Here is a 19,503-nt window from a genome sequence, read left to right as displayed (position 1 = left end):
AGCCACTATGGGTGCATATGGTGGCGTGTCGGCGAGAATTCCGCCGGGACGTGATCTGGGTACGGCGGAGGACGGTCACGCGTGAGCGCGCGTCGCTGTGGCTTGATGGGACGTGCCGAGCGGTGCGCGGCGGCTACGCGCGGGTGAGGTCCCAGCCACTGAGGCCACGCCAGGCGAGCCGCGCGATGAGCTGGCCCGCGTCCTCCTTGGGGATGGTGCCGTAGTGGTTCAACCAGTACCGTGCGCTGGTCTGGGCCATCCCGAGCAGGCCGATACTCAGCAGGTTCGCCTCGGACTCCGAGATGCTCGTGTCCTGACGAATGACCTCGCCGATGAGCCGGACGCACTGGTCCGTCGTCTCGTCGACCTTCTCCCGCACCTGTGGGAGGTTGCCCAGGTCGGACTCGAAGACCAGACGGTAGGCCTTGCCCTCGCCGGCGACGAAGTCGAAGTACGCCTGGAAGCTGGCCGCGACGCGTTGCCGGTTGTCCTCGGTGGACTCAAGCGCCGCACGCTGCGTCTGCACGAGGGCCTCGGAGTGCTCCTCCAGGAGCGCCAGGTACAGGTCCAGCTTCCCGGGGAAGTGCTGGTAGAGCACGGGCTTGCTGACGCCCGCGGACTCGGCGATCTCGTCCATGGCCGCCGCGTGGTATCCCCGCGCGACGAAGACCTCCTGTGCCGCCGCCAACAGTTGTCGGCGGCGCGCCGTCCGTGGCAGACGCGTCCCCCGAGGGCGGGTGTCCGAAGGAGTCGCCACTTCGTGCGTCCCTCCCAGTGCTCGCGATCGCTGATTGTCGGGACGGTGCGCCGGTGCACATCCCGCGGTGCCCGCACCATCCTACTTGGCGGAGATTGCCCCGTCGGCGCTGGTGGGCGGGAGGGGGCGGCGTCAGCGGTAGTCCTCCTCGTCGGACCGGACCTCCCGTAACTGCTCCACCGTGTCCGCCTCGGTCGCCTCACCCCGACTACGGGCGTCGTCGGGCTCCGGTCGGGGCTCCCGCTCCTCGGTGTCGTCCAGTTCCGTCTGTTGCTCGACCACGTCAGCGCGGTCGGCGTCATCCGAGGATCCGTTGTTGCGGTCGTTCGTGCCGCGCGCGTTCGTCATCGTCGACCCCCTGCCCTTGGCGAACGAAGACGCTCCACGATCTTCATACCGCGCCGTAGAGGACGTTAACCCGTGGGAATGCGAACCCTACTCATGTGGTTGGGAAATGTGTAGGGAGCTAGAGAAGATGCCCTAACGTGGGAAAGTCCCTCGATTCAGTAATACTAGGAGCCGCTGTGTCGCTGCCGCCGCTGGTCGAGCCGGCCGAAGAGCTGACTGTCGACGAGGTGCGCCGTTACTCTCGCCACGTGATCATCCCGGAAGTGGGGATGGACGGGCAGAAGCGGCTGAAGAACGCCAAGGTGCTGGTCGTTGGCGCCGGAGGCTTGGGTTCTCCAGCGCTGCTGTACCTCGCCGCCGCGGGTGTGGGAACGCTGGGAATCATCGACTTCGACGTGGTCGACGAATCCAACCTCCAGCGCCAGGTCATCCACGGACAGAGTGATGTCGGCAAGCCCAAGGCCGTCTCCGCCAAGGAGAGCATCCTCGAGATCAACCCCTTCGTGAACGTGCTGCTGCACGAGGAACAACTGGACAGCTCCAATGCCCTCGAGGTCTTCGCCGACTACGACCTCATCCTCGACGGCACGGACAACTTCGCGACGCGCTACCTGGTCAACGACGCCGCGGTGATCCTCGGCAAGCCCTACGTCTGGGGCTCGATCTTCCGCTTCGACGGTCAGGTGAGCGTGTTCTGGAACGAGCACGGCCCCAACTACCGTGACCTCTACCCCGAGCCCCCGCCGCCCGGCATGGTTCCCTCCTGCGCCGAAGGCGGTGTCCTTGGCGTGCTGTGCGCGTCCGTCGGCTCGGTGATGGTGAACGAGGCCATCAAGCTGATCACCGGCATCGGAGACCCGCTCGTCGGCCGCCTGCTCATCTTCGACGCGTTGGAGATGACCTGGCGTGAGGTGAAGGTGCGCCGCGACCCCGAGGGTGAGCCCATCACCGAGCTCATCGACTACGACGCCTTCTGCGGCACCGTGTCGGCGGAGGCGCAGGACGCGGCGGCCGGATCCACGATCACCGCCCAGCAGCTCAAGGAGATGTTCGACCGTGGTGACGACTTCACCCTGGTCGACGTCCGCGAGCCGCACGAGTACGAGATCGTGCGCATCCCCGGCTCCATCCTCATCCCCAAGGACCAGTTCCTCAACGGTGAGGCCCTGGAGAAGCTGCCGCAGGACAAGCGGGTCGTCCTGCACTGCAAGTCCGGTGGACGCTCCGCGGAGGCCCTCGCGGCCCTGCACGGCGCTGGCTTCTCCGACGCCGTCCACGTTGGTGGGGGAGTGCTGGCCTGGGCCAACCAGGTCGACACATCGCTGCCGACGTACTGACACACGGGTGGGCCCCGGGAGTTCGGGGCCCACCGGGGGACTCCACGCACCGGCGACGACGTGAACGACGCCGCCGGTGCGTGGAGTCCCTGACCGCGGATCCCGCCCCACGCTGGTTTCCAGGGTGTGGTCTGTGCAACGATTCCGACACGACGACGGGTCGCCTCGCCCCGGTTCCGACCGCCGCCGGCACGCCCTCTCGCGTCGGGAAACCCGGCCCGGACCTCCCGTTCGGAGCGGGAAGCCGGCGACGATGCGGCGCGCTGGGCCGGCCGTGCGAGCCTTGTGTCGACGTGCGCGACGAATCGACGATCAGCTATCTTGCCAATAGATCTTCACGAACGTGACTAAGGCAGGAAGAGGCGGTAATGCTCCGCAAGTTGGTCGAGTGGGTCGCCATCGTGGCCGCTCTGGTGGCTACGTGCAGTTGGATGTGGACCGCTGACTTCGGTGAAGCGCTTGGCGGTATGCCTCTCGGCGTTGGTACGGCGGCCGTCCTCTTCGTCGCGAGCACGATCATCCTCGCCTCCTGCATGGCCCTGACCCGACCCGGTCTGACGATCGCGCCCCTGTCCAACGTGCTGCTGGGCCTCATCCTCATCGCGATCCCGTCGGTCTTCGGGTACAGCAACGTCTCCGCGATCCTCACCGAGTGGGTCACCGGCGCGATCGTCGTGCTGATGGGACTCGCCGGAGCGGCGCTGAGCCGGGCCGAGCAGCGCCGTCCGGTCGCCGCGTCCGCGTAGGCGCGTAATCCCTCCTTCGCGGTGCCGCCCCCGGACGCCTTCCCCAGTGACTACGCCGAGCGTGTGCTCGACGTCGTGGAACGGATCCCCTCCGGCCGCGTGATGTCCTACGGGGACGTCGCGGAGTATCTCGGTGAGGGCGGGCCGCGACAGGTGGGCGCGGTGATGTCGACCTGGGGCGGTGGTGTTCCGTGGTGGCGGGTCATCCGCGCCGACGGGTCCCTCCCGCCCCAACACCAGGTTCGCGCCGCCAGCCACTACGCCGCCGAGGGAACCCCCATGCGACCCGACCGGCGCCGAGTCGACATGCGCGTCGCCCGCTGGGACGGCGCCTGACCTCCCACCTGGGTACCCGGACCTGGGGCATGTACCGGGCCGTAGGCAAGAACTGGCGCGTCGCCGAGATACCCGCGTGAGTCGGGGAGGTCGAGGACGACGGTCGGAAGGACAGCTCCGCGTCGCGTTGCCCCCAGCACGGCGACCGAGGCCGGCCTCCCGGTAACAGTCCGGGAGAGCTGCGCCGCATTTCCGCTCTTGAGGGGGAAGCGGCACGTGTTGGTCATGGATTTCTGGTGAACTGGGACGCGTGATCCGTCCCCAGTACCGTCTTGTTCGAAACGATCGTCCTGAGACCCGTGCGCCGGTCCTGGACGATCAGCAGCGCCGTGTCGTCGACCACAAGACCGGCCCGCTGCTCGTGCTCGCCGGCCCGGGAACGGGAAAGACCACGACTCTCGTGGAGTCCGTCGTCGAGCGCATCGAGGTGCGTGGCGTCAGCCCCGAGCGGATCCTCGTGCTCACGTTCAGCCGCCGGGCCGCCGAGGAGCTCCGGGAACGCATCAGCGCGCGTCTGCGACGCACCACCCGCTCCCCCCTCGCGATGACCTTCCACAGCTACGCATTCGCCCTCATCCGGCGTGAGTTCCAGCGGTCCGGCGAGCCCCATCCTCGGCTGTTGTCCGGCCCCGAGCAGCTCGTGGAGTTCCGTGACCTGCTCGACGGGGAGCTCGCCGACGGGGCGAAGGAGTGGCCGGACCGTCTCCGTCCCGCACTGGCGACGCGCGGCTTCGCCGAGGAGCTACGGGACTTCCTGATGCGCGCCCAGGAGCGCGGTCTGGACGCCGAGGCACTCCGCGAGTACGGGAACGCCCATGACCGGGACGACTGGATCGCCGCCGGCGACTTCCTGGACCGCTACATCGGACGGTTCGACGTGGCTCCGGTGCCCACCCTCAACTACGCCGAGCTGGTGCGCGTCGCCGCCAACCTGCTGGCCGAGCCGGACGTACGGGCCCGGGAACGTGAGGCGCACGAGATCGTGTTCGTGGACGAGTACCAGGACACCGACCCCGCGCAGGAGGAGCTCCTGCGCGCCCTGGCCGGCGACGGCCGTGAGCTGGTGGTGGTCGGCGACCCGGACCAGTCCATCTACGGTTTCCGCGGGGCCGACGTGCGCGGCATACTGCGGTTCCCCCACCGGTTTCCCGACCCGGCCACCGGAGCCCCCGCGCCCGTCGTTGCGCTACGCACGTGTCGCCGTAGCGGCCCCGCCCTGCTGGAGGCGTCGAGAGCGGTGGCGAGTCGGCTGCCAGCGGCGCCGCGTCCGGACGGCGCCCCCGGCAACAGCCACCGTGACCTCGGGTCGTTGCCCGACGCCCCCCTGGGGGACTGCCAGGTCGTCCTCGCCGACAGTCCGGCCCAGGAGGCCGGGTACATCGCCGACACCCTCCGCCGCGCCCACCTGATGGACGGCGTGCCCTGGTCCGACATGGCGGTACTCGTGCGCTCCGCGTCCCGGCAGATCCCCACACTCCGGCGCGCCCTGAGCGCCTCCGGTGTGCCGGTGGCCGTCAGCGGAGACGAGACGCTCCTGTCGGAGGAGCCCTTGGTCCGGTCCCTGCTGTTGCTGCTGAGGTGCGGACTCCGGCCGGAACTGTTGGACGAGGTCACGGCGCAGGAACTGCTGCGTGGTCCCTTCGGCGGCGCTGATCCGCTCCGCGTGCGGCGCCTGGGGCGTGCCCTGCGTCAGCTCGAACTGGACACCGGCGGAACCCGCCGCGCCGCCGTCCTCCTGGCCGACGCGCTGCGCGACGCCCGCGACCTCACGCTCATCGCCGAGGAGATCCGCGCACCCGCGGAGTCGGTGGCGGAGTTGCTGCGGCTGGTGGGCGAGCGGACCGCGTCCGGAGGTTCGGCCGAGGACGTCCTCTGGGCCGTGTGGGAGCGAAGCGGTGTCGCCGACCGGCTGCTCGCGGCCAGTCAGGCGGGCGGACGCCGGGGCATCGCCGCGGACCGTGACCTGGACGCGGCCGTCGCCCTCTTCGACGCGGCCGGGCGCTACTGCGACCGGCTGCCCCCCGGGGCCCCCGCCGGGTTCCTCGCCGACATCGAGGCCCGTGAGGTCCCCGGCGACACCCTGGCCGAGCGCGCCCCGCGCGAGGCCGCCGTGCGGGTCCTCACCGCTCACCGGGCCAAGGGCCTGGAGTGGGACCTGGTGTGCGTGGCCGGCGTCCAGGAGGGCCACTGGCCGGACACCCGGCTGCGGGGGTCGCTGCTCGGGGTGGAACACCTCGTCGACCTGGCGTCGGGGCAGGAGCTCACGTCCGGCGCGTCCGTGGCCTCGCGACTGTTGGACGAGGAACGGCGTCTCTTCTACGTCGCGCTCACCCGGGCTCGGCGTCGCCTCGTCGTCACCGCGGTCGGGGGAGGGGAGACCGACACCGAGGAACGGCCGTCGCGGTTCCTAACCGAGATGGGCCTCGGCGAACCCGACCGGGTGGCGTCGGGCCGCCGCTCCCTGTCCCTCGCGGCCCTCGTCGCCGAACTCCGCTCCGCCGTCACCGACCAGGACTGTCCCGAACCGCTCCGCCGCGCCGCCGCCGCCCACCTGGCTCGCCTCGCCGCCGAGGGAGTCCGGGGCGCCGACCCCACCGAGTGGTACGCGCTGACACCTCTCTCCGACGCCCGCCCGCTGTCGGTGGGCGACGAGCGGATTCGCGTCTCGCCCTCCCAGGTGGAACAGTTCGCGACGTGTCGCCTGCGTTGGCTCCTGGAAGGGGCCGTCGGCGCCCGCGCCGGCTCCGAGCAGCTCGCCGCCGGCATCGGCAGCGTGATCCACGCGGTCGCCGTGCTGCTCGCCGAGGGCACCCCCTTGGAGGAGGTCGACCGTCGGTTGGACGAGATCTGGGTGGAAATGGAGTTCGGAGCCCCCTGGTTCGCCCGCAAGGAGAGAACACGGGCCGAGGGCATGGTGGAGATGCTCACCGAGTGGCACGAGAACAACCCGCGTGACCTGGTGGCGTGGGAACAGGGGTTCCGCGTGGACGTCGGCGACATCCAGATCACCGGCCGGGTGGACCGACTCGAGCGCGACGACCAAGGCCGCGCCGTCGTGGTCGACATCAAGACCGGCAACTCCAAGGCGGACGACCTCGACCGGCACCCACAACTGGGTGTCTACCAACTCGCGGTCCTCAACGCGGCCTTCTCCAAGTTCGGTCTCGCCGAACCCGGTGGCGCCGAACTCGTCCACGTCGGCAAGGCGTCGCTCACCAAGAAGGTGCGGGAGCAACGCCAGAACCCGCTCAACGACGACCCCGAACCCCAATGGGCCGACCGCCTGGTCCGGCACGTCGCCACCGGCATGGCCGGCGGCACATTCACCGCCACCCCCAACGCCGGCTGCCGCACCTGCGCCGTACGGTCCAGTTGTCCGGCGAACGACGAGGGAGGTCGAGTGTGACGACACCACCTCCGGCCGGTCCCGCACGGTCGACGGACGACGAGGCGAGCGCCCCCCGCTGGGGAGACGACGATGACGCCACCGGCCGTGGGAACGACCCCTCGGGTGTGACCCCAACCGGGATTCGTGGGCACCGGTCCAACCGTGACGAGTGCCGCGTGAGGGTGCCGGGGCTCCCGTCCGGCGCACAGCCGACAGGTGACCCCAGACGGACCCGGGGCGGACTCGTCGCCGGTGTTCGTGCCCGCACCGTCACGCTTTCTGGGCCCGACCCCGCCTCCGCCGGGACGGTAGGCCGGGTGAGGCGGACAGTGCGGCGGGGCGTCGGGACGCCCGGTCATGTTCGGTGTCGCGTTGTGGAAGTCTCGGGCGGTCGTGTGAACGGCGCGGCCGGTGGTCCCGATGGAACGGCTTGGGGGCCGCCGGGCCTGGACCGGTGGGTGGTTGCGGCGGGCCGGCCGCGCGGGGCGTCCACCGAGGACCTTGTCCGCCGGTCGACCGAGCTTCGCTCGGCCGCCAATGCTCGCATCGTGGTTCCGGTGGGAAACGCTTGCCTGTCGGGAGGTCGCGCGGCGCCGCAAGAGGGGCGGGGCGTCGGGTCGCCCGGTCGTGTTCGGTGTCGCGTTGTGGAGGTCCCGGTCGGTTGTGTGAACGGCGCGGCCGGTGGGACGGCTTGGGGGCCGCCGGGCCTGGACCGGTGGGTGGTTGCGGCGGGCCCGCCGCGCGGGCGGACCATTGACGACCTCGACCGCCGGTCGGCCGGCCTTCGCTCGGCCTTCACGGCTCGCGTCTCGGTCCCGGTGGGAAACGGTGACGTGTCGGGAGGCCGCGCCGCGCCGCAGGAGCGGTCGGGCGTCGGGTCGATGCCGGATCCACGCCCGGTGCTCCTCGAGGAACCGGCGGCGGGTCGGTGGGCTGTTCGGTGGTCGCCGGTGCTGAGACGCACCGACCGTCTTCGGGACCGTGTCGTCGACGTCCACGGCGGTCGTCCGCACCGCGCGTCTGGAACGACCCATGGGCCGACGGCCGAGGTGGGGACACCGGAAGCCGGTGCGTATGCGGTGTCGCCGGCCGGCCCCCTCGCGGGCAGGACCGCTGTCCGCCGCGTGGGTGTCGGAGCCAACAACAAGGATGGGGGTCGGTCGTGATGGCGCCTGGCGCGGTGGGACTGACTCCGGTGCCGGACCAGACCTGGACTCCGGGACAACTGGCCCGGCTCCTCGGGCGGCCGGAGCCGACGACCGAGCAGGCGGCGGTGATCGCCGCGCCACTGAGTCCCTGTGTCGTGGTCGCGGGGGCGGGGTCGGGCAAGAGCGAGACCATGGCGGCGCGGGTGGTGTGGCTGGTCGCCAACGGATATGTGCGACCGGAGCGGGTTCTGGGGCTGACCTTCACCCGCAAGGCCGCGAACGAGCTCGCCGACCGGGTCCGCGACCGACTCGACGCGCTCCGCGAGGCCGACGCGGTTCCCACCGAGGTACTGGACGGCGAGCCGACCGTGTCCACCTACCACTCGTTCGCGACGCAGATCGTGGGGGACCACGCGCTGCGGGAGGGGGTCGAGCCCTCGGTTCGACTCATCACCGAGGCGGTTTCCTGGCAGCTCGCCCGCACGGTCGTCGGCGAGTTCGACGGGGAGATGGACGCGGTGACCAACGGTCCGGCCGACGTCACCAAAGCGGTGCTGGAGCTCAGTGGCGAGATCTCCGAACATCTCAGCGACCCCAACGACGTCCGCGAGGTCGGCAACTGGCTCCGCACCCGCGCCGCCGCCCTGAAGAAGCAGACCAAACCGGTCCGGGACATGCTGGATCGACAGGCCCGGCGGGAACAACTCCTGCCCCTCGTGGAGCGGTACCGCACCGCGAAGGCGGCACGTGAGGTGCTCGACCACGGCGACCAGATCACCCTGGCCGCGCGGATCGCCGCCCGACATCCCGAGGTCGGCCTCAGCGAGCGGGACCGTTTCCACGTCGTCCTGCTGGATGAGTACCAGGACACCAGTCACGCCCAGCTCGTCCTGTTGCGGTCGCTGTTCGGCGACGGCCATCCGGTGACCGCCGTTGGTGACCCCTGCCAGTCGATCTACGGTTGGCGAGGGGCGAGTGCCGGGAACCTGGTGAGCTTCCCCACCGATTTCCCCGTGCGCCCCGGCACGCCCGCCCCGGTGCGCCAACTCGCCACCAGCTTCCGCAACGGGGAGCGGATCCTCGACGTCGCGACCGTCGCCTCCGACCCGCTGCGCGCCGACATCGCGGGAGAGGGAGAGGACGACAGCGGGACCGGCGTGGTGCCGATCCTCCACCCCGGGCCGGACCGCAGGGGCAAGGGCACCATCGCCTGCGGACTGTTCGAGACCGACCTGGAGGAGGCGGACTGGATCGGTGACCAGGTCCGATCCGCGCTCGACGCCTCCACGGCCAGCCCGGAGGAACCACTCCTCACCCCGGGCGACGTCGCCGTGCTCTGCCGCAAGCGCTCCCTGTTCCCTGTCCTGCGCGGCGCCCTGGAGCGGCGGGGTATCCCGGTCGAGGTGGTGGGCCTGGGCGGACTACTGACCGTGCCGGAGGTCCGGGACGTCGTGTCGACACTGCGGATCCTGCACGACCCGACGGCGGGCAACGAACTCGTGCGTCTCCTCACCGGCCGGCGATGGCGGCTCGGCCCCCGCGACCTGGTGGCCCTCGGCGCCCGGGCCAAGGAACTGGCCGAGTCGGGCCGGCGCGACCTCACCACGGAGGCCCCGGAACAGGAGGTGTCCGGCGACCTACTGCGGCAGACGCTCCTGGACCTCACGGCCGAGCGCGGCAGCCTCCTGGACGCCCTGCACGACCCCGGCCCCCCGGAGCGCTACTCCGCCCGCGGCCTCGAACGCATCGGCCAACTCGCCGCCGAACTGCGCGGACTCACCGGGTTCGGTGGGCACGCCCTCACCGAGCTCATCAGCGAGGTGGAACGACTGCACGGCCTGGACATCGAGGTCCCCGCCCGGCCCGGCGTCGCCCCTACCGTGGCCCGCGCGGACCTCGACGCGTTCGCCGACGCCGCGGCGCGGTTCTCCGGGTCGAGCGAGGATCCGGGGCTGGGCGCGTTTCTCGCCTACCTGTCCTCGGCGGAGGACAACGAGCACGGCCTGGAGGGGGGCCGGGTCGGGACCTCGGACACGGTGAAACTCATGACGGTGCACGGGGCCAAGGGGCTCCAGTGGTCGATGGTGATCGTCCCCGGGCTCTGCGGAGGAGCGAGCGCCCCGGTCTTCCCGGCCAAACCCGTCCGCACCAGCAACTGGCTGAAGAACGAACGACGGCTACCGTTTCCCCTGCGGGGGGACCGCGCCGCGCTGCCGACACTGGAGGACGTGGATCCCGCCGCGATCGCGGACCTCGACGCGGCGAACGTCGCCCGAGAACGGCTGGAAGAACGCCGTCTCTTCTACGTGGCGCTCACCCGTGCGGCCGACACCCTGTTGTGTACCGGGCACTGGTGGGGTGAGGCGCAGCGGACGCGGGGCCCCTCGGAGTTCCTGGAGGAGGTCCGGGCCGCCTGCGCGGGCGGTGCGGGGCGCGTCGCCCGGTGGGCGGCGCCACCGGAGGAGGACGAACGCAATCCACGGCTCGGTGACCCCGTCCCCGTTCCGTGGCCCGCGCCCGACACCCCCCTCGAACACGCCGCACCCGCCCTGGACGACCTGGATGGCGGCCCAGACATGGAGTTCGAAGAGCCCTCATCCCAGCCCGAGGAGGAAGGGGTCGAGCCCGAGTCCGACCCGGTGACGGGAGCGGCGGCGTCGTACCACGCCAGCGTGGCCGCGGCCCGACTGCTCGCCGAATCCCGCGACGGTGTCGGTGAACGCTGGCTGGAGCAGCTCTCCGACGCACACCACCTTCCCGAGTGGCAGCGGCGCCGCGCGGAAGCCTGGCAGCGCGACACGGACCTGTTGCTGGCACACCGGGACCGCACCGAACCCCAGAACTCCACGGGGGCGGACGTGGTGCTCCCGCGCCGCGTCTCCGTTTCGGCACTGGTCGGACTCCGGCGGGATCCGGCCGCGCTCGCCCGGGAGATCAGGCGCCCGATGCCACACCCACCCACTCCCCACACCAGGCGTGGAACGTCGTTCCACGCCTGGCTGGAGGGCCGTTTCGGCCAGGGAGCTCTGCTGGGCCCGGACGAGCTTCCCGGCGCCGCCGACGACGCGCTCGCTCCGGACGAGGACTTCGACCGCCTGCGAGAGAACTTCGAGTCCGGCGAGTGGGCCGAACGCACACCGGTCGCGGTGGAGGTCGCGTTCGAGACCCCGATCGCGGGCCACCTGGTGCGGGGCCGGATCGACGCCGTGTTCGCCGACGGCGACCGCTACGACGTCGTCGACTGGAAGACCGGACGCCCGCCGGCCACCCAGGAGGAGCGCGACGCCGCCGCGGTCCAGCTCGCCGCCTACCGCGCGGCGTGGGCCGAGCTCGCGGACGTACCCCTCGACCGGGTTGGCGCGGCGTTCTACTTCGTGAGAACCCAACAGACGATCCGCCCCGCCGACCTCCTGACCCCCGAAGCCCTGGCGGCCCTCCTCGACGACCTCCCGCCTCCCTAGAACCCACCCCCCATCGGGATTTCTCCACCCCCACCGGGATCACGCCACATCCAACCGGTGGGGGTGCGCATCGACCCGCCATACCGGGGTCGACAGCCCCCACCCAGTGGAGCCACGGGTCCGTCAGAGAGGCGCGATGTGTCCCAGGTTGTGTTCTTGGGTGGTGGTTGCGCCAGAGTCATGCGCTGATCAGGAGGATTCCGGCTCTGTCGTGCGTGAGTCGGTCGACGCGGCGTTCGGCGCGGTCGCGGCGCTTGCAGGCCCGTGGGTCGGAGGTGGGCGGGCGTCCCCCGTATGAGCTTTGGCGGCGTCGCGGGGCGTTCCGATCGGTGCGCGGGAGATGATGCGGGCGATCCGGCGGTCGCGTGGTAGTCGTCTCATCGCTGCGGAGGAGGGGGCCCTGTCCCCGATGAGGCGTTCGGGGCGGGTGCGTGGCGCGCGGATGGCGTCCGGGACGTGGGCGAATGCGGTGGGGTGCCGTCGTTGGCCCAGCGCCGGAGTGGCCGTGGGCTTCCCAGAGCCGTGGCGCTCGTCAGGTCACACCTCAGGCAGCCCGTAACGAGTTTGTGGATCACGCCGCTGGGCGTCCCGCGGTGATCGTGCCAGCATCACCCCGACCGCCACCGCCCAACCACGACACAGAACCTAGTCCTCGGTGGCGGTCGACGCCTCGAGGCGGCGGAGGTGTTCCCGGAACCACTCGAGGGTGAAGCGGTCCGAGGAGATGCCGTAGTCGAGGGTCGCGAGTTGGTGGGTGGCCACGTCCCGGAGTTCCTCGGGAACCGTGGAGGAGTCCGCCTGGGTCTTGATGGTGGTGAGTGTGGACAGGTGCGCCTCGACGCGGGTGATGATCCTCCGGAGCGCGGGCGCCCGTTCCTCGGCGGGGAGGAGACCGAGGAAGTACAGGCGGGACAGGACGGCGGCCTCGAGGTCGGAACCGGTGAGGTCACTGCGCATCCACGCCTGGAACTCCGTGCGTCCGGCGTCGGTGGGTCGATACACCTTCCGGCCACGCGCCCCGGGCTCCACACTCGCGACCTCGACGAGTCCCCTGGTGAGCAGGGTGTCCAGCGCGCGCTTGATGCTTCCGGTGCTCGCGCTGTAGAAGAGCGACACCCCGGACTCGAATCCCTTCACCAGGTCGTAGAGGCTCATCTGTCGGATCAGCAGCAGACCCAGGATCACGTTCGCCATGAACCCAGTCTATTGACTCCCTTAGATATGTCCTATAGATATATATCTATGAGAGTTTTGGAGCGAAGGTCAGTGGATACGCTGCGGCGGTCGCTGGAGCGCATCAGCGCGCGCCGCGGCGACATGCCGCCGCCACAGGTGCTGATCCGGGCGCCGGGCTGGGAGTTCGAGTTCGGGGACCTGGAGCAGCCCTTCCACGCCGCCAGCGTCGGCAAGGTGATGACGGCAACGCTCATCGCCGGCCTGTTCGACCGCGGCCAACTGGAGTTCACCACCCCGATCGGCCGGCTGCTGCCCGCGAAGGACCTCGCGGGGCTCCCCGCCGCCCCCGGCGTCGACATCGCCACGGACGTCACGGTCGACCACCTGCTCACCCACACCAGTGGCCTGCCCGACTTCTTCGAACCGCACCACGGCGACACCCCCATGTCACCCGCGTCCATCGCCAGCAACCGCGACCGCCTGTGGACGCCCAGCGACCTCCTCGACGAGGCCCGGCGCCTCCCCGCCATCGGCAGACCGGGGCAACGCTTCCACTACAGCGACACCGTCTACGTGCTGATGGGACGAATCGCGGAGGAGGCCACGGGGGAGAGACTGGCGGACCTGCTCCGTAGCCGGGTGTTCGAACCGAGCGGCATGACCCGCAGTTCCACGCCCTACGACGCGACCGAGCAGCCCGACGACCTCAACGACATCGACGTCGCGCCCTTCTGGATCGGTCGACACGAGCTCAGCCGCGCCCGAGCCCTCAGCCTCGACTGGGCCGGTGGCGGCGTCGTCGGCCCGGCGGAGGACTTCGTCCGGTTCCAGGAGGCGTTCCACGGTGGACAACTCGTCTCCCGCGCGGCCCTCGACCACATGCTGCCGCCACGCAACCGCATGCGCCTCGGCATCCACTACGGCGCGGGAACGGCCACGATCCGGTTCGGCGAGTTCCTGCCGCTCCTCCGGAGTTTGCCCAGCCCCGTCGGGGGGATCGGCTACTTCGCCGTCCACATGTTCTACTACCCCGAACAGGACGCCCACGTGGTGCTGAACTTCCACGGGTCACGGGAGATGGCCCGCAGTTTCAACACCCACATCCGCATCGCCCGCCGCATCCACCGACTCTCCTGAACGCCCCCTACGCGCCGGCCCCCACACCCTTCCCACACCTGCGCCCCCGGTGGAGAAGCGTCACCGTTTCCGGCCGGGATATGCGCCGGACCAGTGCCGGGGGTTAGTCTCGCGGGGTGAGCATTCTCGAAGGGGCCGGGATCGTTCCCGCACTGTCCAGGGGCGGCGTGGACACCGCGGCCCACCATCGTCGGGACAAGGAGTGGTTGGAGCGGGCGTGGCGAGACCCGCGGACACGCGTCCTCGTCTTGCGGAGCGGAGAGGGAACGTCACAGACCGGCTACCAGGCGTTGCGGGCGAAGCAGTCCCGGGCGCTGGTGCGCTTCACCGAAGAGGACGCCGAGCTGGTCTTCGTCGCCTCCGACGCCTCGCCCGACGGTGAGCGCTACTTCCTGGGCGTCGACGAGGTGGGCCACGCCTACTTCGCGGTCCGCGCGCCGGGGCACCTGCCCGTCGACGACGGAGCGGACGCCGAGCTCCGGTCGCTGCGCGACGTCGGGGCACTGCTCGGCGCTCGGGACAGCGGACTCCTCACCCACGCGGTGTCCCTGGCCAACTGGCACCTTACACACCGCTTCTGCCCGACCTGCGGCGCACCCACCAAACCGCGCGCCGGGGGCCACATCCGGGTCTGCCTCCAGGAAGGAATCGAGCACTTCCCCCGCACCGACCCCGCCGTGATCATGCTCGTACACGGCGACCGCGACGGAGAGGAGAAGTGTCTGCTCGCGCACAACGCCCAGTGGCCGGACGGGCGGCGCTACTCGATCCTCGCGGGGTTCGTCGAGGCAGGGGAGTCCCTGGAGCAGGCCGTCGTGCGGGAGGTCGCCGAGGAGGTGGGCGTCGCCGTGACCGAACCCACCTACCTGGGGTCCCAGCCCTGGCCCTTTCCACGCAGCCTGATGCTGGGCTACACGGCCCGCGCGGTGGGCGACGCCCCACGCACCGACCACGAGGAGATCAACCAGATCCGTTGGTTCTCCCGGAAGGAACTCCGTGAAGCCACCCTCTCGGGCGAGGTGCTCCTCCCGGGATCGGTGTCCATCGCACGCAAGCTCATCGAGCACTGGAACGGCGCGCGGCTCTCGGGCGACTGGTGACCCGCTAGCTCTCCACGACGGAGCCATCCCGCGCCAGTTCCCGGGGCAGGGCGACGAGGGGGCTGTCACAACTGCGCACGACGTTCACCGCGAGCTCCGCGACCTTGCGGCCCCGACAACGCGCGGCGTGGCGGAGTTCATCGAAGGCGGCGCGTGGCGTCACCTTGTGACGTTCCGCCAACACCCCGATGGCCTGCTCCACCGCGACGCGCGTCTGCAGCGCGTGTTCGAGCTGACTGACCGTGGTCCGCAACCGCTCGACCTCTGACTGGTTCGGCGTCGAACGCGGCGGGAGGTCGCGCCGAACACGACCGTCCCCCCGTTCGTTGTGCAGGAGGTCAGCGAGGACGATCGCGTTGAGGAGATCGGGAACTTCCTCACTCGCGACCCGCCAACCGGTCGCCGTGCGGTGGATCCATTGTGGATCGGCGTCCGGTGAATCAGACCCCGTGCCGGTGGCGTCCGCGCCCAATGCTCCCCTGCCCCTCTTCCCATGCTCAATTGCCGGCGATCTTCTCCAGGATCTTCGCGGCCGGCGGATTCGTCATCGCCGTCCCGTCGGGGAAGACCACCGTCGGTACCGTCTGGTTCCCGCCGTTGAGACGCATGACGGTCTCTGCCGCCGTCGGATCCTGTTCGATGTCGACCTCGGTGAGTTCCACACCCTCGCGGGCGAGCTGGCTCTTCAGCCGTCGGCAGAATCCACACCACGGTGTGGTGTACATGATGATCTCCGGTGTGGACGTCATCAGTGGTCCTCTCTGCTGGGATGACATGACCATCCATTGCCAACACCTGACGCCGACATCTCCTTCCCTTTCCCATGTCCGCCTCCTATGACGTTCGACCCAGGGTCGCGGTTCCAGGAAGAACGGACTGGTGGTGCGCGTGCCGAGTGTCGTGGGGATTTGGGAGACTAGAGAGTCCGTTGTGGGCCGGGTTCAGTAGAGGGGAGAAGTGGTGCACGCCGATCGCATCCTCGAAGGGCTCGACCCGGAACAACTTGAGGTCGCCCGCGCGGTACGAGGTCCCGTCTGTGTCCTCGCCGGCGCGGGGACCGGCAAGACGCGAGCCATCACCCACCGCATCGCCTACGCGGTCGCGAGCGGGGTCGTCAACGAACAGCAGATCCTCGCCGTGACGTTCACGACCCGCGCCGCGGGGGAGATGCGCGGCCGGCTGCGGCAGTTGGGGGCACCGCGCGTCCAAGCGCGGACGTTCCACTCCGCCGCGCTGCGTCAACTGTCCTACTTCTGGCCACAGGTGGTCGGTGGTCCGCCCCCCACCCTGATCGAGAGCAAACTCCAGGCGGTGGCCGAGGTCGCCCGCGGATGTGGTCTCACCCCAGGCCGCGGAGAGCTGCGTGACCTCGCCGGGGAGATCGAGTGGGCCAAGTCGACCCAGACCCGTCCCGAGGACTACGAGGCCGCGGCCGCCAAGGCCGCGCGGGAGACCTCCAACCCGCCGCGTGACGTCGCGCGCGTCTACGACGCCTATGAGGAACTGCGCCGGGAACGCAACCTGCTGGACTTCGAGTCCGTCCTCGAACTCACCGCCGCCATGCTGGTCGACAACAGGCAGGTGGCCGAACGCGTCCGCTCCCAGTACCGCTACTTCGTCGTCGACGAGTACCAGGACGTCAACCCCCTCCAACAGCTCGTGCTCGACGCGTGGCTCGGTGACCGGGACGACGTGTGCGTCGTCGGAGACCCCAGCCAGACCATCTACTCCTTCACCGGCGCGACCGCCAGCTACCTGACCGGCTTCTCCGCGGCCTTCCCCCACGCCAGCGTGGTGCGCCTGGTGCGCGACTACCGTTCCACCCCACAGGTCGTCGGCCTGGCGAACGCGGTCCTGGCCCAGGCGAAGGGTGACGCGGCCCGCCACCGTCTCGAGCTCCAGGCCCAGCGACCCACCGGCCCCGACCCCGTGTTCCAGGAGTACGACGACGAACCAGCGGAGGCCGCGGGAGTCGCGCGCGGTATCGCGGCGCTCATCGCCTCCGGCACCCCCGCCCGCGAGATCGCGGTCCTGTACCGGGTCAACGCCCAGTCCGCGACCTACGAACAGGCTCTTGCCGACGCGGAGATCCCCTACGTGCTGCGTGGCGCGGCACGGTTCTTCGAACGGCCCGAGATCCGCCAAGCCGTGCACACCCTGCGTGGCGCGCGCCTGGGCGCCACCACCGACCCACTCGTCACCACCGTGCGCCACCTGCTCGCCCCGATGGGCCTGAGCGACACCCCGCCGTCCGGTGGCCAAGCCCGGGAACGGTGGGAGTCGCTCGCCGCCCTCGCGCAGCTCGCCGAGGACATGGCCACCGCGCGGCCCGACGCCACGATGGCGGACTTCGTGCAGGAACTCGAGGCGCGTGTCAGCACCGAGCACGCTCCGGAGTTCGAGGGAGTCACCCTCGCGTCGCTGCACTCGGCGAAGGGCCTGGAGTGGGACGCGGTGTTCCTCGTCGGTGTGGTCGACGGCACGCTCCCGATCGTGCACGCCAAGACCCCCGACCAAGTGGAGGAGGAACGGCGACTCACCTACGTCGGGGTCACGAGGGCGCGGGAATACCTCTCACTGTCCTGGGCCCTCTCTCGTTCCCCCGGCGGACGGCGCTCCCGCAAGCCCAGCCCGTTCCTGGACGGGGCGCGCCCCAACACCGCCAAGAAGACGCCGGAGAGGCGGGGCGGAGCCCGACAGGTCGACTGCCGGGTCTGCGGCGCACGCCTCATCGCGGCGGCCGAACGCAAACTGGGCCGCTGCACCGACTGCCCCTCCAGCTACGACGAAGCCCTCCTGGAACGCCTCAAAGCGTGGCGCCGCGACGTCGCCGAGGAGCAGAAGGTCCCCGCCTACGTGGTGTTCACCGACGCCACGTTGCAGGCGGTCGCGGAGCAGGTGCCCACCGACGCCCGTGGCCTGGCGCGGATCTCCGGGGTGGGATCGGTCAAACTCGAACGCTACGGCGAGGCCGTGCTGGCACTGTGCGCGGGAGAGAGCCCGTGACCGGGGCGACAGCGCACAAGGCAGGCGGAGGGGACCAATGACGGACGCGACCGACGAGGGCCAGTCACTGACACAGTTGCTGGACATTCTCGACCTCGAACCGATCGAGGTGAACATCTTCCGCGGCCGCAGCCCCGACGTCGGACCTCAGCGCGTCTTCGGCGGACAGGTCGCCGGCCAGGCCCTGGTCGCCGCCGGAAGAACCGTCCCCGAGGGGCGTCCGGTGCACTCCCTGCACGCCTACTTCATCCGCCCCGGCGACCCCACGGTCCCGATCGTCTACGAGGTCGACCGGGTCCGCGACGGCCGGTCCTTCTCCACGCGCCGGGTCGTCGCCATCCAGCACGGCAAGGCCATCTTCACCCTGTCCGCCTCGTTCCACGGCGAGGAACCAGGGCTGAGCCACGCCGAACCCATGCCGGACGTCGCCGCACCCGAGGAGCTACGCACCGCCAAGGAGCGGATGCGGGCACTCTTCGGTGCCACACCCGCGTTCTACGACTGGCACCCGTTCGAGCTGAAACCGGTCGGTGCCCTCTCCTTCGAGGCCCAACGTGACCCCGACTTGCGAACGAGAAGCAACCGGGTGTGGCTGAAAGTCGACGGAGACGTCCCCGACGACCCGCTGCTGCACGTGTGTCTGATGACCTACGCCTCCGATATGACCCTGTTGGACTCCGTACTCCTCGCACACGGCCGTGGGCTCGAAGGCACGTTCATGGCCAGCCTGGACCACGCCATGTGGTTCCACCGTCCCTTCCGCACCGACGACTGGCTCCTCTACGACCAGGAGAGCCCCAGTGCCAGCAACGGACTCGGGCTCGCCCGCGGCCTCGTCTACACCCGCGAGGGAGAGCTCGTCTGCTCCGTGGTGCAAGAAGGATTGGTCCGGGTACCCCAGACCGACTCGTAGCGCCCCGTACCCGGGAGACCATCCCACCGTCGGTCGCCGGCCGTGTCTCAGGGCGGTCCGCCGTCCCGGGACGGCCGCGACGAGTGGGTTCTGTTTGTTGGGCGGCTGCGCCGCCGGAGAATCCCGCGACCAGTGGCTCGGCCGTGATGAGCGGACTCTGTTTGTTTGGCGGCTGCGCCGCCGGAGAATCATGCGGCCAGCGGCTCCGCCGCAACTAGCGGGATTCGGCCCCGATTTTCTCGTCGTCGCAGGTCAAAAATATGTTGCCGCCCTGCGCGGAAGTGTCTAACGTAGAAGCGTTGTTAACCCCGGCGCGGAGATTCCCGCGGGTGTGAGTCGAAGGAGAAGGAGGTGGGTCCTGTGAAGACGAAGCTAATGCCTCTGCACACGACCGTCGCCAACCTGAGCCTGGTCGACCACGCCCTCGTCGGCGCGTCCGACCACGCGCGGGTGTCCCACAGAGGAGACTCCGCCGGCTATGGATTTGCGGCATCCGATCTTCCCACCCACGTGTGTGGCTGGGGACGGCTCGACGATACGCAGATTCTGACGGTCGCAGAGACCCCATTGCTCGCCCTCGAACGCCTAGAGCGCGTCGCGGGGCAGCGTTCCCGGAAGCAGTCAGCTCCTATCGGCTGACCGCCCTCCGT

The 19,503-nt window shown here is 70.2% G+C and carries 15 protein-coding genes; 10 read left to right on the top strand and 5 right to left on the bottom strand.

Going from position 1 to position 19,503, the window contains the following annotated elements:
* Positions 1-133: 133 nt before the first annotated feature.
* A complete protein-coding gene (locus J4H86_RS10220; RefSeq protein WP_236543274.1) occupies positions 134-757 on the bottom strand; it encodes a TetR/AcrR family transcriptional regulator in 624 nt (207 codons plus the stop codon).
* 132 nt (positions 758-889) lie between these two features.
* On the bottom strand, positions 890-1,105 hold the full coding sequence (locus tag J4H86_RS10215) for a hypothetical protein (RefSeq protein WP_236543273.1): 216 nt from the start codon (positions 1,103-1,105) through the stop codon (positions 890-892).
* A gap of 176 nt (positions 1,106-1,281) precedes the next feature.
* On the opposite strand from J4H86_RS10215, the gene moeZ reads away from it, so the two are divergent.
* The 5 genes from moeZ (at position 1,282) to J4H86_RS10190 (ending at position 11,521) form a co-directional block, all read left to right on the top strand.
* Positions 1,282-2,442, top strand: a complete 1,161-nt coding sequence (gene moeZ, locus J4H86_RS10210) for an adenylyltransferase/sulfurtransferase MoeZ (protein ID WP_236543272.1) — start codon at positions 1,282-1,284, stop codon at positions 2,440-2,442.
* 368 nt (positions 2,443-2,810) lie between these two features.
* Positions 2,811-3,188, top strand: a complete 378-nt coding sequence (locus tag J4H86_RS10205; RefSeq protein ID WP_236543271.1) for a hypothetical protein — start codon at positions 2,811-2,813, stop codon at positions 3,186-3,188.
* Between the two features lie 21 nt (positions 3,189-3,209).
* A complete protein-coding gene (locus tag J4H86_RS10200) occupies positions 3,210-3,524 on the top strand; it encodes an MGMT family protein (RefSeq protein WP_236543270.1) in 315 nt (104 codons plus the stop codon).
* A 250-nt stretch (positions 3,525-3,774) separates the two neighbouring features.
* Complete coding sequence (locus J4H86_RS10195) at positions 3,775-6,930, top strand: ATP-dependent helicase (RefSeq protein ID WP_236543269.1); 3,156 nt, start codon at positions 3,775-3,777, stop codon at positions 6,928-6,930.
* A gap of 1,147 nt (positions 6,931-8,077) precedes the next feature.
* Positions 8,078-11,521, top strand: coding sequence for an ATP-dependent helicase (locus tag J4H86_RS10190; RefSeq protein ID WP_236543970.1), 3,444 nt, complete (start codon positions 8,078-8,080; stop codon positions 11,519-11,521).
* A gap of 645 nt (positions 11,522-12,166) precedes the next feature.
* On the opposite strand, the gene J4H86_RS10185 is transcribed toward J4H86_RS10190, so the two are convergent.
* Positions 12,167-12,715 (bottom strand): PadR family transcriptional regulator, encoded by a 549-nt coding sequence (locus tag J4H86_RS10185; protein WP_236543268.1) that lies wholly within the window; start codon positions 12,713-12,715, stop codon positions 12,167-12,169.
* A 72-nt stretch (positions 12,716-12,787) separates the two neighbouring features.
* Here J4H86_RS10185 and J4H86_RS10180 point away from each other — a divergent pair, with 72 nt between their 5' ends.
* Together J4H86_RS10180 and nudC are read left to right on the top strand one after the other, a co-directional pair.
* Complete coding sequence (locus J4H86_RS10180; RefSeq protein ID WP_236543267.1) at positions 12,788-13,834, top strand: serine hydrolase domain-containing protein; 1,047 nt, start codon at positions 12,788-12,790, stop codon at positions 13,832-13,834.
* A 116-nt stretch (positions 13,835-13,950) separates the two neighbouring features.
* Complete coding sequence (gene nudC, locus J4H86_RS10175) at positions 13,951-14,934, top strand: NAD(+) diphosphatase (RefSeq protein WP_236543266.1); 984 nt, start codon at positions 13,951-13,953, stop codon at positions 14,932-14,934.
* 4 nt (positions 14,935-14,938) lie between these two features.
* Here the strand turns inward: nudC and J4H86_RS10170 are convergent, their stop codons facing one another.
* Together J4H86_RS10170 and J4H86_RS10165 are read right to left on the bottom strand one after the other, a co-directional pair.
* Entirely contained in the window at positions 14,939-15,406 is a 468-nt protein-coding gene (locus J4H86_RS10170) for an ANTAR domain-containing protein (RefSeq protein WP_236543265.1), read from the bottom strand.
* 25 nt (positions 15,407-15,431) lie between these two features.
* The gene (locus tag J4H86_RS10165) at positions 15,432-15,683 is read right to left on the bottom strand and encodes a mycoredoxin (RefSeq protein WP_236543264.1); all 252 of its coding nucleotides are present in this window, start codon (positions 15,681-15,683) and stop codon (positions 15,432-15,434) included.
* Positions 15,684-15,894: 211 nt separating this feature from the next.
* On the opposite strand from J4H86_RS10165, the gene J4H86_RS10160 reads away from it, so the two are divergent.
* The 3 genes from J4H86_RS10160 to J4H86_RS10150 all read left to right on the top strand — a co-directional run bounded on the left by J4H86_RS10160 (position 15,895) and on the right by J4H86_RS10150 (position 19,492).
* Complete coding sequence (locus tag J4H86_RS10160) at positions 15,895-17,940, top strand: ATP-dependent DNA helicase UvrD2 (protein WP_236543263.1); 2,046 nt, start codon at positions 15,895-15,897, stop codon at positions 17,938-17,940.
* Between the two features lie 37 nt (positions 17,941-17,977).
* Positions 17,978-18,853, top strand: a complete 876-nt coding sequence (locus J4H86_RS10155; RefSeq protein ID WP_236543262.1) for an acyl-CoA thioesterase — start codon at positions 17,978-17,980, stop codon at positions 18,851-18,853.
* A 360-nt stretch (positions 18,854-19,213) separates the two neighbouring features.
* Positions 19,214-19,492 carry a hypothetical protein gene (locus J4H86_RS10150; RefSeq protein WP_236543261.1) on the top strand — a complete coding sequence of 93 codons (279 nt, stop codon included), beginning with the start codon at positions 19,214-19,216 and terminating at the stop codon, positions 19,490-19,492.
* Positions 19,493-19,503 lie beyond the last annotated feature (11 nt).

It is taken from the genome of Spiractinospora alimapuensis (assembly GCF_018437505.1).
Lineage (GTDB): Bacteria > Actinomycetota > Actinomycetes > Streptosporangiales > Streptosporangiaceae > Spiractinospora > Spiractinospora alimapuensis.
The sequence above is the reverse complement of the archived record's forward strand: the minus strand, read 5'-3'. Positions and strand labels throughout refer to the sequence as shown.